The following is a 16139-nucleotide window of genomic DNA, read 5'->3' on the forward strand; positions in this document are numbered from 1 at the left end:
TAATTAATTTCGTATACTAAGTATTACCTCATGAACTCTGAGCTAGAAGTTTTAATTCGTTTCAATACAAACTACAATCAAGAAGATCCCCACTCCAAAGAATGGAGAGTTATTGTCAACGGTGTAGAAAAATTATGCAACACCATTGATATTGTGTGCTCCAGCAAAACCAGTAAAAATTTTATTGAAGGGGTGGGTTTCAAATGGCACATCCAATGCAATGCCAGTGAATTAATTTTTGAAAAGGACTCTCATTATGACGATGAAACTCATTTTCAAAAAATTACAATCTGCTAATTTAAGTCATTGATTACTTCATCAATTGACCTCTGACCGTTCGCCAATCGCAGTACCTTGGTAATTACAAGATCGATGATTGAATCCGGGCAAGAGGCACCTGAAGTAATTCCCACTTTTCCACCTCTCATCCAATTTTTAATGGTTTCTACCTCGTGGGTATGCCTATTGAAGCTGCGAATTGTTTCCATATCCACGATTTCCGTTTCGTCTTTTATGAAATATACGGGACAACCTTGCTCCAGTAATTCCACCAAATGGGAGGTATTTGAACTGTTATATCCGCCTACTACGATGGCATAATCCAGTGGTTCGTTCATCAAGGCTTCCGTAGCACTTTGATTATCACTGGTTGCGTAACACAAAGTATCACGCGTATCGGCAACTGTTTTATTTACTTTCGAACGTGCAGCGAACTCTTCCGTAACGGTTTTCAGGAATTCGGCTATTTTCTGCGTTTCACTTGCAAGCATGGTTGTCTGATTGATCACTCCTATTTTGCTTAAGTGGATTTCAGGATCGAAATTTAGTGTGTGTTTTCCCTTGAAAAAGTGGTAAAATTCTTCCTTTGAAGCTTCACCGGTAATGCATTTAGCCAAGAAAGCAGCCTCTTCCATATTTTTTACAATTACTGCTTCCGCATTCAAAGCCGCATGCGAAAATGTGGCCCGTGTTTCTTCATGATCGTACTTTCCATGAATGACCAATGTATGATTTTCAGTACCCAATTTCTCTGCCCTGTTCCAAACCTTTTCCACGAATGGACAGGTCGTATCGTATTTTTCGGTCGAAACTCCCCGATTGGTTAATATTTGTTCAATTTCCAATGTTGTTCCGAATGCAGGAATAATAACCATGTCATCCGGATTCAATTCTTCCCAGGGGATCAACTGTTTTCCCGAAGTGTCCTGAATAAACCGAATACCGTGTTGTGTGAGGTCTGCATTCACTGTCGGATTATGGATCATCTGGCTCAAAAGAAAAATGCGTTTTCCGGCGTTTTCCTCCACAGCGCGATAAGCAATTTCTATCGCATTCTCAACACCATAGCAAAAGCCAAAATGCCGCGCAATAAATAACTGAACATTTCCAAAATCCAACACCGTCGGCGAGAAATCCTTCTTCCTCGGATCCTGACTCTTCCGAAATGCCTTCACTTTTGAAATGATCGGCGAGCGAAATATGGATGGAATATCGAATTGTTTCATTTGTTTAACAAAGTTACGGAATAGTTGCAATTATTAAATAATCACCTTTCTCCAAAGAACTTAAATTAAATACCATGGTAAATGGTGGATAAGCTTGCACTTATCCCAAGCATCGTTTTTTTTTCTAAAACTTCGTAAAGAGTTTATGATACAAAAACCCGATCCTGAATCAGAACCGGGTTGAATTTTACTTTTCCGAAAGCGATGCTTTCTCTTATCTGGTAAATAACATTTCTCTGAATTTTGGCAACGGCCATAACTCATCGTCTACCAATAACTCCAATTTATCTGCATGGTAACGGATTTCGTCAAAATAAACTTTTACTTTATCACAATATGCCACTGCTTTCTCTTCCGCATGCTCAATTTTGTTGGCGTCTTTGCGTGCCTGGAGCATCGTATCACACGTTGCTTTCATCTTATTCAAATGCATGGAAATCTTAGTAACCAACTCTATTTGAGCTGCCGCAGCCTCTTTCCCTGCTTTTTCACCCAAAGCAGACATGATTCCCTGGATATTGGACAACAATCTGTTCTGGTATTCCACTACTGCAGGAATAATGTGTGTCTGAACCAAATCTCCCATCAAACGGGCTTCGATCTGGATCTTTAAAATATAGCTTTCAAACTCGATTTCCTGACGTGCTTCCAGCTCACGTGGTGTCAATACATTCATTTCATCGAACAACTTCACGAATTTCTTGTCTCCCCAAGCTTTCAATGCGCGCGGAGTGTCTTTGAAGTTGTTTAATCCTCTTTTTTCAGCTTCTTTCACCCATTCCTCACCGTATCCGTTTCCTTCAAAACGAATTTTCTTGGAATCCTTGATCAGGATTTGAAGCTCTTTCAGAATTGCCTCATCTTTCGATTCTCCTTTTTCGATGCGTGCATCTACACTCACTTTGAACAATTGCAATTGTTTCGCCATAATAGTATTCAAAACAATCATAGCAGAAGCACAGTTTGCAGAAGAACCAACCGCACGGAACTCAAACTTATTTCCTGTAAACGCGAACGGGGAAGTTCTGTTTCTGTCCGTATTGTCTAGCATGATCTGAGGAATTTTACCGATATTCAGTTTCAATTCCGTTTTATCCTGCGGGGACATTTTTCCCGCTTTCACACTTTTTTCCAACTCATCCAGCGCTTCCGATAACTGGGAACCGATGAATGTGGAGATAATTGCCGGAGGAGCTTCGTTTGCGCCCAAACGGTGATCGTTACTTGCGGAAGCAATACATGCACGCAACAAATCTGCGTTATCATGAATCGCTTTAATGGTATTCACAAAGAACGTCAGGAACTGAAGATTTGTTTTCGGGTTTTTTCCCGGTTGAAGCAAATTCACTCCTGTATTCGTTCCTAAGGACCAATTGTTGTGTTTCCCGGAACCATTTACTCCTGCGAATGGTTTTTCATGTAGTAATACACGGAAATCATGCTTACGTGCAACTTTTTCCAATAAATCCATCAACAACAAGTTGTGGTCGTTTGCCAGGTTACATTCTTCAAAGATCGGAGCACATTCAAACTGGTTCGGAGCAACTTCATTATGGCGTGTTGTTACCGGGATTCCCAATAAGATGGCTTCATTTTCAAACTCACGCATGAATGCAGTTACACGTTCAGGAATCGACCCGAAATAATGATCATCCAATTGCTGTCCTTTTGCAGGAGCGTGACCGAACAATGCGCGGCCTGTCATCATCAAATCCGGGCGACAGTTGAACAATGCCTGGTCAACCAGGAAATATTCCTGTTCCCAACCCAATGTTGCGTTTACTTTCGTTACATTTTTATCGAAATACTGGCATACTTCCGTGGCAATGCTATCCACAGCGTGCAATGCTTTCAATAAAGGCATTTTATAATCCAGTGATTCACCTGTATAGGAAATAAAGATGGTCGGGATACACAATGTTTTCCCGATCACAAATGCCGGCGAAGACGGATCCCACGCCGTATAACCTCTTGCTTCAAAGGTATTCCGGATTCCCCCGTTCGGGAAAGAAGAAGCATCCGGTTCCTGCTGAACCAACAATTCTCCGTCAAAACGCTCAATTGCACGTCCTGGTCCGACCGGTTTGAAAAATGCATCGTGCTTTTCAGCAGTTGCACCGGTAAGCGGTTGGAACCAGTGTGTATAATGTGTTGCTCCTTTTGTGATAGCCCAGTCTTTCATAGCGGAGGCAACCTGATCGGCCATTTTACGATCCAGGCGGGTTCCATTCTGAATGGATTCCATCATGGATTTGTATGCATCCGACGGAAGGTACTCACGCATCACTTCTGCATGAAATACATTTTTCCCGAACAGTTCGGAAACTTTCCCATCGTAATCGATGTGTTTTGGTGTACGATTGAGTACATCCTGATACGCCTGTAATCGCTTTGTTGCCATAAATTCAAAATTTTTGACAAAAATACATTTTTCAAAGGGGGTATTCCAAGAAAAAGTGCAAAATTTTATAAACACCCCCTGTTAATTCAAAGGGGTCTTTCTAAAAATAACCAAAATAAACCCTACTCACATCTTTTATTGAATTCACACTTCCTGTTTTAAAAGACGGCTCCCCAAGGAATCAGAGTAGTGTTAAATAAATCATCCGGCCTTGAATTTTCATTTTTTTTATCTAACTTACTTCTTAATTGAAAGACACTTAAAATGAACTTGTTTGGTTTTTTTCAACGGAAGAAAAAGAAAGCAACCAACGAAAATATCACGCATATGGACGAAAATCATTTGGTTGTTATTCAATTCTTCTATGGAATTGAGGATTTAAATGAATTGCATGAGCTGGAAAAGCAATTGGATTCTAACATTAAAGACAGTGAGTTGGGGAAATATGAAGGTCACGATATCTCAATGGATTTCGGTGACGGTTACCTTTATTTTAACGGGAAAAATGCAGACCAGATCTTTCAGTCAATCAAACCGATCCTGGAACAGCATTACTTCATGGACAAATCGGTTGCAACACTCCGTTTCGGTTCTTTTGAAAATCCGGCAGCCGAAGAACGCGATTTCCTGATCCGTTTTTCCAAATTACAAGAGAATTAATTCGCCTCTTTGAATTTCGACAATTTCGATAACTTTGTGTTCAAAACCTTGAACATGAAAAATATACTCTGCTTCATTATCCTGACGTTTTCAGTTTCTTCCTTTGCACAACAAAAATTAGCGCTGAAGGATGTTGATCAAAACAAACTCCTGAAAGATATTGTTTACACCAATACATCAAACGAGGAGATCACCATCCTCTACTGGTTCCCGGAAATTTACTGGGAAGTGCTTTCTGCAAAGGACCCGAAGGCATTTGGTCCGGAAGTGATCACCCAGTTAAAACAAATGCTCGGCAACAAATCCATTTTTATTGCCATCTCCGGGAAAGTAAGTTCGGCATCACGGACCTTCGAATCAAAAGAAGCCTCCTACCTGCGTAATAACATTTCTGCAACATTCAACGGTAAAAACTACAAACCCATTCCGGAATCCAAATTATCGGAAGAATTGCTGATGCTGAATGATTACCTAAAACCGATGTTCGCTCAAATGCTTGGCGATATGGGAGCCGGAATGTCGGTGTTTTATTTTGAAGTCACCGATAATGTGGGAGATAATTTATTGAATCCGTATGGAAATACCGATTTTAATCTCAGCCTGGCTTCCACAAAAGCTACTTTTCACCTTCCCCTTCCAAGTTTATACAAAGATGCAAAGTGCACGAATGACGGAGAATTATTCCCTGCGAACTATGAGTTTTGCCCCTATCATGGATCCAAATTGGTTACGCAGTAATCTTCCGGCGTTCTCTCTTCGAAATTGAACGAAATCATTACTTTTACAGTCTAAAAAAACAAAATAAATGAAAAACACTGCTCTTACCCAGGTCCACGAGGCTTTGGGTGCCAAAATGGTTCCATTTGCGGGATTCAATATGCCAGTACAATATGAAGGTGTAATTGCTGAACACGAAACAGTTCGGAATGCTGTTGGTGTATTTGACGTTTCTCACATGGGAGAGTTTTTGTTATCCGGTCCGGATGCCTTGGATTTGATTCAGCGGGTTACCACCAATGATGCTTCGACATTAACTATCGGGCGCGCTCAGTATTCGTGTCTTCCAAACGGAAAAGGCGGAATTGTGGACGATTTAATTGTATACCGGATCAAAGAAGAGGAATACCTGCTGGTAGTGAACGCTTCGAATATCGAAAAGGATTGGAACTGGATTACTTCTCACAATACCAAAAATGTATCGATGAGAAACCTTTCAGACGATTATTCTTTGTTGGCCATTCAAGGACCAAAAGCCGTTGAAGCAATGCAATCACTGACGTCTGTTGATCTTTCTGCGATCAAATACTACCATTTTGAAGTGGGGCCGTTTGCAGGGATTGATCATGTAATTATTTCCGCAACAGGATATACCGGTTCGGGAGGTTTTGAGATCTACTGCAAAAACTCGGAAGTGAAGCAAGTATGGGACAAAGTCTTTGAAGCAGGCGCTCCATTCGGGATCAAACCGATTGGTTTGGCAGCTCGCGATACCTTGCGTCTGGAAATGGGATTCTGTTTATACGGGAACGACATCGACGATACGACTTCTCCGTTGGAAGCGGGATTGGGATGGATCACGAAATTCACGAAAGATTTCGTGGATTCTGAGAAGTTAAAAGCGCAAAAAGAAGCAGGTGTAAGCCGAAAACTGATTGGATTTGAACTGATCGACCGGGGAATTCCACGTCACGATTACCGCATTTTGGATGCAAACGGAAACGTGATCGGGAAAGTCACTTCCGGAACACAAGGACCAAGCGTGAAGAAAGCAATTGGAATGGGTTATGTAAATACCGAATTTGCTGCTCCGGACAGCGAGATCTTTATCGAGATCCGCGACAAAGGAGTTTTGGCAAAAGTGGTGAAGATGCCTTTTTATCAGAAGTAGAGAATCTATCTCCCCCTTTGGAGGGGGATTAAGGGGGAGGAAGGACAACTATTAATTCTTCCTTATAATACTCAAGTGGGATTGTGAAAGCAGTTCCACTTTTTTATGACATAAAAATCAAACACTTGGATAAAGTACCAATTTTTGGTAACTTTAAGAAAAATTTCGATCATGAAAAATACATCTGTGTCACTTGGTAATTATTTCGATGAATTTGTAAGTCAACAAATTTCAGCCGGAAGGTATAAAAATGTGAGTGAGGTTATTCGCGCCGGGCTTCGACTTTTGGAGAATGAAGAAAGTAAATTAATTGCTTTAAAAAGTGCTATCCAGGAAGGACTAAATAGTCCAAGAGTTGAGAATTTTGACTTTGATGAACATTTAACCAACTTAAAATCTGAAAAGAAGTAGAAATGCCTAAAGTTATCTTAAGACAAGAGGCAATAAACGACTTAACTGACATTTGGCAGTATACCTTACATAAGTGGTCAGAAAAACAAGCGGACAAGTATTATCAAGCAATTCAATCGGCCTGCAAAGAAATTGGAAACGATCCAACACTTGGAAAAGTTTACATAGAAGTAAACCCGAATTTATTAGGATTCAAGTCGGGAAAACACATTTTGTTTTATCACCTGGTCTCAGAAAATGAAATAGAGATTATACGGATATTGCACGAAAGAATGGATTTGGAAAACCAGACAAACGACTAAGAGTCAAGGGTCAGGACTGTTAGAATTAAGACTTTTAACTAATTATAGTAGTGGAATCGTTTTCACAATTCCACTTTTTTTGTAACCAATTTATCTAACTATCACTTTCGTTTCGATTTTTTAAGTAGTATTGGAAGAGCGAAACGCGCAAATGCACTATTTACTGAAACCACATTCACGATTTTCTGTTGATTTTCAGGCTTAAATCTTGATGAAAAATGAATTTAGTATTTATACATCCCTAGTTAAAATGATTAATTATTATTAAAGATGAGTATTACTCCTAGAGGTATGAGCTTGCAAGAAGCTTATAGAAATTATTCGGAAGGAAAGTTCCTAGTAAACAGAAAGTACCAGAGAAAACTTGTCTGGACGGTTGATGAAAAAGAATATCTGATTGATAGTATCATAAATGATTTACCAATTCCCTTGATTCTTTTAGCTCAGACGGATGACGGTAAACTTGAAATTATAGACGGTCTCCAGCGCATGAACGCTATAATTTCCTTTGTAGAAAATCGATTTTCAATCCATGGAAAATATTTTGACACAAAACAATCATCAAGAGCAAAGCAATCTGCAGAAGAAGGTATTTTTGTTCCAATAACAGATGATACTCAATTGTTAGACGCTAAAGTTTGTGCTAATTTTCTAGATTATCAATTAGCAATTACTATTTATCCAACCGACAACGAAGCTGAGATTACAGATATTTTTGGGAGAATAAATTCTGGAGGGAAACAACTAAGTCCTCAAGAAAAAAGGCAGGCAGGAATGCTCGATGTACTTTCTGACACAGTTAGAAAGGTTTCTTCAGAAATAAGAGGAGATTCTTCTAAGGATATATTGGATTTAGCAGAAATGCCTGAAATTAGTATTGATTCCAATCGAGAAAATATAGGATATGGACTTATCGCCGAAGATATATTTTGGTGTAAGAACGGAATTATATGGAAAAAACAACTTAGAGATAGCGAAGATGAAGAAATGATTCTAGATATCATTGCAAGTATTGTAAAAGATGAGCCTTTAGCAAAAAGTCGTGAGCTATTCAACAAAATATACAATATTGAGAATAATGAACATAAGGAGTTCAATTCTCTTTTAGTAAAATATGGAGTTGATAGAATAATGCACGAGATCAAAGTTACTTTTTCACTAATTGAAGGGGTATTTGAAGATCAAAATACAAGTATCATTAATGTCGTCAACCCGAAATCCAGAAATCCAGTTAAGGAATCCTTTTATTCTATCTTCATGTCTTTTTTTCATTTAATTGTTAAGGAAGAAAAATCTCCTGCCGACAGCGCAGAAATAGTAAAAGCACTTCACGGATTGCAAAAAAAGATGACTTCAACAGCAAATTATTCTGTTACTCCAGATAGAGAAAAAAATATCAATCTTACAACAGGATTGATTCAAAAATATTTTGTCAAAAAAGATCCTCCAGTACTAAGACACGGAGCAGGTTTGGCATTAGATTTTGAAAATTCAATTCGACGAGCCAAAATAGAGTCGAATAGGTATGAATGCAAACAAGGATTCTATGATCTTTCAAACACACGAGATTTAAATGAAAATCTTTATGATGAAATTATTGAAACAATATGTGGTATCGCAAATATTGGACCTGAAGAAGATGGATTTCTATTCATCGGTGTTGCTGATAAGGAGGCCGATGCAAAACGAATTCAGGTTTTAGATAGAATCGATTATAAAACAATTAATCAAAGACACATTGTTGGGATAGACCGTGAATTAGAATTACAAAAAGGCTCTCTTGATGATTACATTAACAGACTTTTAAATAAAATTTCAAAATCAAACTTATCAGAACCTTTAAAAAGCCAGGTATTAAGTCAACTTGATGTCATAGATTATAAGGGATTAACCGTATTAAGACTTAGAGTACCACGTCAAAAAGAACTTTCTTTTGTAGATAAAAAAAGTTTCGTAAGGGAAAACTCAAATACTATTGAACTTGATGGTCCGAAACTAGTCGCGATAAGCAAATTATTTAATTAAGGTTCTATTTATTTAAACTAAAATCTTCAAAACTTGTCTATTCTTTCCTTTTCCTTACTTCTTAACATCGCTTAACATCCTGCATTTTTCATTGTTGGAAGAAGCGTGTATTTTGACCTCCTAAACTTATGAGTATGAAAAAGATCACAATCCTTGGATTGATCCTGATCGGAAGTGGAGTTGCTATGGCTCAAACCGAAAAAGATCCAAAAACGGAAAAGAAAGAAGTTCGCAAAGAAGTGAAAATGGAAGTGGTTGACGGTGAAAAAACATTGACCATCAATACCACGAACGGTAGCAAAACTTCCAGCGAAGTATACAAAGGTGCTGAAGCAGACCAAAAGCTCCGGGAAATAGAAGGAGGAATGAAATCTGACCGGGTAACGGAAGACGTCAAAGTAACCGATGAGAACGGTGAGAAAGTGGTTCGAATCATCCGCAATGAAAACGGGAAAACAACAGAAGAAGTCTACAAAGGTGCTGAAGCAGATAAGAAATTGAAAGAACTGGAAATGAATGATTCGAAATCCATGCACAAAGAAGAACAACGCATCGAGATCAAAAAAGAAATTCGCGAAAAATAAAACTCATTAGCATAAGAAAAGCCCTGACGATACATGTCAGGGCTTTTCTGTTCTTATTGATTTTGGTTACTTCACCAACTTCATCTCATTAATCAAATTCGCAGCACCGTAGCACTTGTCGATCAACCAAAGCGTGTAACGCACGTCCAAAGAGATCGTACGCTGAATGTTCGGCTCGAAATAGATGTCACCGGACATGGCTTCCCAGTTACCGTCAAATGCAGTTCCGATCAATTCTCCGTTTGCATTGATTACCGGTGAACCGGAGTTACCTCCTGTGATGTCGTTATTGGAAAGGAAGTTTACTGGCAATTTCCCGTTTACTCCGTACTGACCGTAATCCTTTTTCATCCACAACTCCTTGATGCGTGGATCCACCACGAATTCCGGGTTAGAAGGATCTTCTTTCTGCATCACTCCATCCAACGTAGTGAAGTAGTCGTAATGAACAGCATCACGCGGATCGTAAGCCAATACATTTCCGTAGGTCAAACGCATCGTTGAGTTTGCATTCGGATAGAATTTCTTGTTCGGCTGCATTTCACGTACACCTTTTACAAATGCGCGATTTGCTGCAGTCAACTTGGCATTCGCCGATTTCACCGCATCCTGTGCCATGGCAGCCTGGTATGCGTTATCCAAGTCTTTGATCAGGATAAACAACGGATCCTGACTCATTTTTTCAACATCGAAGTTCTTCATGAATTCTTCGTAACGCTCTTTTGAAGCAAAAATGGAATTCGTTTTCACGCGGCTCATGAACGCATCTACCCCGTCCATACCAATGGAACGTGTAATACCAACCTGTTGTTCCATCGGGACGTCGCGAATGTACATTTTCAATACTTCTTCCAGAGTCTCCAATTCAATGTCCATGGAACGTTCAGCATAGATCTCTTCTGCTGTTGCTTTTGCAACATCCAGGATCATATTGTAACGTTCTTCATTTCCTGACTTTTTCGCATCAAAAGCCAGTTTGTAATAATACACCAACGAGTTAATGTCTACCTGGCGCACAAACTCACTGTTGTACACCTTGATGTAAATGATATCATTCGTTGCTTTAAAAGCCGATTCGATGTCCGAAAGCACGTTGTCGTATTCCGCTTTACCGGCAGCGTATTTCGTAAATTCCTCTTCTATTTTTCTTTTCTTATCCGCCACATGGTTTCCTTTCAACTGTTTTGTCTGACCGATGAAGTATTTCCAGTAATTTGCCACCTGTGCGTATTTGGATGAATAATGTAGACGGACTGTCACATCTTTATCCATGTACTTTTTCATGATCTCCAGTTTCTTCGCACGGATATCCACAATTTTCGGCTGTTCCAAGGAAATAGCCTGTTCCACACCGTAAGAAGTCAAATAACGATTTGTTCTTCCCGGGAATCCCATGATCATGGCGTAATCACCTTGTTTTACGCCTTTCAATGAGATTGGCAGGGAATGTTTGGGTTTCAACGGAACGTTTGCATCACTGAAATCAGCCGGTTTGTTGTCTGCTCCGGCATAAACACGGAACATGGAGAAATCCGCTGTATGACGCGGCCATTCCCAGTTGTCTGTATCTCCACCGAATTTTCCGGCAGATTGCGGAGGTGTTCCTACCAAGCGCACATCTTTAAATGTCTCTTTTACGAACAGGTAAAACTCATTTCCATCATAAAAATCACGAACAAATGCCTCGTAGTGCGTACCGGCTGTAGCATCCTTTACAAGGATATCCGTTACTTCTTTGATTTTCTTTGCACGTTCTTCCGGTGACATTTTTGCATTCAATTCTTTCGCCACTTGAGCAGTTACATCTTCCATACGGATCATGAACGTAGCTGTCAGTCCTTTCACAGCGATCTCTTCCTTGAAATTTTTAGCCCAAAAGCCATTGTCCAGGTAATTGTGTTCCTCGGTTGAAGCTCCTGCAATTGCATCATAACCACAGTGATGATTTGTCAGGATCAATCCCTGGTTGGAAATGATCTCTCCGGTACAGAACCCCCCGAACGAGATAACCGCGTCCTTCAAAGAAGATTTGTTAATGGAATAAATTTGCTCCTGAGTTAATTTCAAGCCATGCTTTTTCATGTCCTCATAGTTTCTTCCGATCAAAAACGGAAGCCACATTCCCTCATCTGCGCGAGCAATGTTACCCATGGTGTAGGTCAGTAAGACCAAAGCGAATACTATTTTTTTCATTCTTTAAGTTTAGTTTAAAAGAGCGCTAAAGTTAACAACTTTTAAGAGGAAACCTTAACCGTTTATGTATTTTCAGTTGAAAATTGATAAGTACATTCAATAAAAAAGGTGACTTTCCCTCTTATTGGGAGCCACCTCTTTTCCATGATACATTTCAATTCTCACTTAACAATTATTTCATCCAGGAACAACCAGGTCGGATTTCCCTTTCCCAGGTGCCAATCCGGACATGATCCGTAATTTTCAACGCTGAAACGGATAAACTTGCAAGAAGTCGGAGCGATTTCAACACTCAACTCTCCTACCTTCAAAGTTTCACCTTCTTTTACCGGAACTCCCGCAACTTTGCCTAATTTCCGGTAAATTACTCCGTCTGTTGAAACTTCGATGCTCACACTTTTCGGAGGGAAGATCCACGATTTCTGATCCTGTAAATACGAGAACTGGATCAGGGAGATCTCTCTTTGTTCATTCAGTTCAATGACTCCCTGAACATTTTTCCCGAAGGAACCCTGCCATTCCGTTCCGCGGTATTCTTCGGTTCCTTTTTGACCATCAACCAATGCCTGCGAACCACCACCTGAATATTGGTTTGCATATTCCGTGGCAAGCGTAATCTTTTTATCCCGGACGTATTTTGTAAATAAAGTCTTGATGACTTTGCTTTCCGAACCATCGTCACGCACTACTTTTGCATAGACCTGTGTTGTTTCATTCAGGTGAATATTTTTCCCTCCTTGCTTATAAAACGGCTGGTACTTTTCCCCGTCAAAACTGTAATACACTTTCCCTTTTTCAAAGAAAAGTACGTCGATCCCCAATTCCATACTTGTTTCAAACATCGTTTGAGAAGTGGTGAAAAAGGGAACAGGAACAAAAGCCGGACTGATTTCATGTCGCAGATCCAATTCATAATTTGCCAGCTGCTTATTCGGTTTCGCGCCCATTGAAATTTCCAAAACACCCCCTTCTCTGATCATGTCGTGGGTAATAAATAATTTCTGGTATGCTTTTCCATTCCAGGAAATAGATTGAACATACTTATTCTCCTCTGAATTATTCACTACATTGATCTCAAAAGAAGTTGTTTCGCCCTGGATCAGCACATGGTCCATCATCGGCCGACCGATTGTATACGTCGGACTGCCCGGGGAAACCGGGTAAAAGCCCATCGAACTCAGGACGTACCATGCAGACATTTGCCCGCAATCTTCGTTTCCTGAAAGACCATCCGGCGCATTGACGTAAAACGTTTTTAGAATCGTATCGATCAAAGCCTGCGTTTTTTCCGGAGCACCGCAATAGTTGTAGGTATACGCCATGTGATGCGAAGGCTCGTTTCCATGTGCGTATTGCCCGATCAAGCCTGTAATATCTGCCTGCTCACGCCCCGACATGGAGGAAGAACCCAGGAACATCGTGTCCAGGAAATTGATCATTCCTTCATTTCCTCCGTGCATATCAATCAAAGCCTGGATGTGTTGCGGAGCAGCCAGGGAATATTGCCATCCGTTTGCTTCCGTAAAGTGGTGGTTTACTTCATTCGGTTTGAAAAAAGGAAGGAAGATCCCGTCTTTTCTCGGTTGAAAAAAGCGCGACTCCGGGTGCAATAAATTCATCCAATTGGCTGAGCGTACCTGGTACTTCTTTGCAATATCTGTTTTCCCCAGTTTCTCTGCAAATCTCGAAATACACCAATCGTCGTATGCATATTCCAATGTTTTTGAAACCGATTCGGCCTGGGTATTGGCAGAAATGAACCCGATTTCCTCGTATTGTTTCTTTCCCCATTGATCTGCCGTGCTTGAAGCAATCATCGCTTCCAGCAATCCTTCCGGATTTTCAAGTGGAATTCCTTTCAAATAAGCATCTGTAATTACCGAAACGGAATGATACCCGATCATGCAATTCGTTTCATTATTGGATAAGGTCCACACCGGAAGCAATCCCGTATTTTGGTATTGCTTATAAAAGGAACTGACGAAATCAGAAACTTTTTGTGGCTGAACAATGGTGTAAAGCGGATTCGCTCCGCGATACGTATCCCACAAGGAAAAAACAGAATACAAGGAATTTTCTGAGGTTTGGATCTGATCGTTATAGTCGCGGTATCTCCCGTCCACATCCGTCCAAAGTGAAGGATGAATAAACGAATGGTAAAGTGCTGTATAAAAGTTATTTAGAACGTCCTTTTGAGAAGATTTCACTTTGATCTTTCCCAATTCCAGGTCCCAGGCTGCAAGCGCACGTGAGCGGACAATATCAAAATCAAAACTGGTTAGTTCCGCTTTCAAATTGGCAGTTGCACCCGCCTGGTCCGTTCCGGAAATTCCAACACGCACTGCAATTTCCCTTACACCTTCCGGGAATTCCAATACAAACAAATACGTCCCTTCTTTTTTATCTTCAATCCATTTGGTCTTGGTAAAGGGAATGGATGTCTCCAAACTAAACGCCAGGTGCTGATGTGTCGCCCAAGCCTCGGAAACACGTTTTCCTACAACCGAAGTCGAAGACGTTTTCATCGCCTCCACTTCCAATACGCGATCGCGGTATCCTAAATCAATAACGATGTAGCGTTTTCCCTTCGGGTTTGAGAATTGGTACCGGTGCAGGGCACAACGCAAAGTAGCCGTCAAATCTGCTGTAATCCCGTTTTCCATTTCTACATGGTAATAACCCGGAAGCGCCTTTTCTTTGGAATGTTTGAAAACGGAACCAAATCCCCCTGCTTTTTTATATCCCGGAACGGTATTCAGTTTTCCCTGTTGCGGAACCAGCAGCACATCCGAATAATCCGGAATTCCTGTTCCGCTCAAATGCGTGTGACTGAATCCGTAAATCACGGAATCCGAATAATGATAACCACCGCAACCGTCCCATCCTTCATACCGCGTGTCAGGTCCCACTTGAACCATTCCAAAAGGAAGTACCGGCCCCGGAAAAGTATGTCCGTGCCCTCCTGTCCCTACAAATGTATTGACGTAGCGTGACGGACTTGGTATCGCTTTGGATAATTTATCTGAGTACACTTTATCTCTTGCCATGTCCGAATTGGTTTTCAATTCCTGGATTTGAGAAAAGCCCGAAAAAGAACAAATTAGCGTAAGTAGAAATATCCTGTTTTTCATATGGTTAAATTTTAATCACTTGTCTCCGCCGGTTTATTTTGTGTGACTGCGCTAACGCTTGTCTTTTAGTCGAAAGTAATGCTTTCTCTTATTTTTTGATTGCTTTCCAGAACATAGAAGCTGCCGTACCCAATACAGCTGCGTTCATATCATGAAGAGCTGAATTTCGAATTTCGATATGTCCCTGGTAGATCTGAAGCAGATTCTCCTCCATGTGTTTTTTTACTTTTTCAGAAAAATAGGGACCACTCTGCGCCAATCCTCCAAAAAGAATGTAAGCCTTCGGATTAGAGAACGCAGCAAAATCAGCTAAGGCAATCCCGAGCATTTCTGCTGTATAATCTACGATTTCACAAGCAAATTGATCTCCGGCTACTGCCAACTGAAAAACATCCTTTGCGGTAATTTTCGAGAGTCCGTTCAATTTGGAATCCGCTTTACAGGTACTACTCAATTCTTCCACACTACGTACGACACCTGTGCTTGAAACATAAGTTTCCAGGCAACCTTTTCTTCCACATCCGCACAAACGTCCGTTATGAACGACCCGAATATGACCGTATTCACCGGCAAAACCCTGGGAACCTACAATCAATTCGCCATTGATAAAAATTCCTGAACCAAGCCCTGTTCCAAGCGTAATCAAAACAAAATCGTTCAGATCTTTTGCATTTCCGAAAAGATGCTCACCGATCGCTGCTGCATTTGCGTCATTCGCTAACAAAGTGGGCCTGTGAAATTTCTGTTCAAACAATTCGGCAATCGGGATTACTCCTTTCCATTTTAAGTTCGGAGCAAATTCAATATTTCCGGTAAATGCATTCCCGTTTGGAGCCCCAACACCCAAACCGAGTAAATTATCCAAGAACCCCTTGTTTTTTACATCCTGGTAAATCTTTTCTACTAAATCTTCGGGATCAGAATAATCTGTTGTCGTAACGGATTCTTCGAATAACACCTCTCCATTTCGGTTCACCAAACCATAAGCAGTGTTGGTTCCACCGATATCTATGCCTAATGCAACATGTTCAATCATGCC

General features: G+C 40.5%; 13 protein-coding genes. 8 read left to right on the forward strand and 5 right to left on the reverse strand.

All coding sequences use genetic code 11. The features are described 5' to 3' along the window. Window positions 1–30: 30 nt before the first annotated feature. Complete coding sequence (locus FO442_RS02860; protein ID WP_144331626.1) at window positions 31–297, forward strand: hypothetical protein; 267 nt, start codon at window positions 31–33, stop codon at window positions 295–297. Here the strand turns inward: FO442_RS02860 and FO442_RS02865 are convergent. Both FO442_RS02865 and FO442_RS02870 read right to left on the reverse strand, forming a co-directional pair. Continuing rightward, window positions 294–1505, reverse strand: coding sequence for a 4-hydroxy-3-methylbut-2-enyl diphosphate reductase (locus FO442_RS02865; RefSeq protein WP_144331627.1), 1212 nt, complete (start codon window positions 1503–1505; stop codon window positions 294–296). The genes FO442_RS02860 and FO442_RS02865 overlap by 4 nt on opposite strands. Window positions 1506–1719: 214 nt before the next feature. Further along, complete coding sequence (locus tag FO442_RS02870) at window positions 1720–3906, reverse strand: glutamine synthetase III family protein (RefSeq protein ID WP_144331628.1); 2187 nt, start codon at window positions 3904–3906, stop codon at window positions 1720–1722. 264 nt (window positions 3907–4170) lie between these two features. Between FO442_RS02870 and FO442_RS02875 the strand changes: the two genes are divergently transcribed. From FO442_RS02875 to FO442_RS02905, 7 genes are all read left to right on the forward strand, one after another. After that, entirely contained in the window at window positions 4171–4566 is a 396-nt protein-coding gene (locus FO442_RS02875) for a hypothetical protein (protein WP_144331629.1), read from the forward strand. Window positions 4567–4620: 54 nt separating this feature from the next. Beyond that, window positions 4621–5304 carry a hypothetical protein gene (locus tag FO442_RS02880; RefSeq protein ID WP_144331630.1) on the forward strand — a complete coding sequence of 228 codons (684 nt, stop codon included), beginning with the start codon at window positions 4621–4623 and terminating at the stop codon, window positions 5302–5304. A gap of 67 nt (window positions 5305–5371) precedes the next feature. Then, the gene (gcvT, locus tag FO442_RS02885) at window positions 5372–6454 is read left to right on the forward strand and encodes a glycine cleavage system aminomethyltransferase GcvT (RefSeq protein ID WP_144331631.1); all 1083 of its coding nucleotides are present in this window, start codon (window positions 5372–5374) and stop codon (window positions 6452–6454) included. Between the two features lie 171 nt (window positions 6455–6625). Continuing rightward, on the forward strand, window positions 6626–6865 hold the full coding sequence (locus FO442_RS02890; RefSeq protein ID WP_144331632.1) for a type II toxin-antitoxin system ParD family antitoxin: 240 nt from the start codon (window positions 6626–6628) through the stop codon (window positions 6863–6865). 2 nt (window positions 6866–6867) lie between these two features. Further along, window positions 6868–7167, forward strand: a complete 300-nt coding sequence (locus FO442_RS02895) for a type II toxin-antitoxin system RelE/ParE family toxin (protein ID WP_144331633.1) — start codon at window positions 6868–6870, stop codon at window positions 7165–7167. Between the two features lie 270 nt (window positions 7168–7437). Then, complete coding sequence (locus FO442_RS02900; protein WP_144331634.1) at window positions 7438–9192, forward strand: GmrSD restriction endonuclease domain-containing protein; 1755 nt, start codon at window positions 7438–7440, stop codon at window positions 9190–9192. A 134-nt stretch (window positions 9193–9326) separates the two neighbouring features. Beyond that, on the forward strand, window positions 9327–9776 hold the full coding sequence (locus FO442_RS02905) for a hypothetical protein (protein ID WP_144331635.1): 450 nt from the start codon (window positions 9327–9329) through the stop codon (window positions 9774–9776). A 66-nt stretch (window positions 9777–9842) separates the two neighbouring features. Here the strand turns inward: FO442_RS02905 and FO442_RS02910 are convergent, their stop codons facing one another. The 3 genes from FO442_RS02910 to FO442_RS02920 form a co-directional block, all read right to left on the reverse strand. Then, a complete protein-coding gene (locus tag FO442_RS02910; protein ID WP_144331636.1) occupies window positions 9843–11969 on the reverse strand; it encodes a S46 family peptidase in 2127 nt (708 codons plus the stop codon). 161 nt (window positions 11970–12130) lie between these two features. Continuing rightward, window positions 12131–15100, reverse strand: coding sequence for a GH92 family glycosyl hydrolase (locus FO442_RS02915; RefSeq protein ID WP_144331637.1), 2970 nt, complete (start codon window positions 15098–15100; stop codon window positions 12131–12133). Between the two features lie 88 nt (window positions 15101–15188). After that, entirely contained in the window at window positions 15189–16136 is a 948-nt protein-coding gene (locus FO442_RS02920; RefSeq protein ID WP_144331638.1) for an ROK family protein, read from the reverse strand. Between the last annotated feature and the right edge of the window lie 3 nt (window positions 16137–16139).

Origin of the sequence: Fluviicola chungangensis, from assembly GCF_007558725.1 — a bacterium.
GTDB lineage: Bacteria > Bacteroidota > Bacteroidia > Flavobacteriales_D > Crocinitomicaceae > Fluviicola > Fluviicola chungangensis.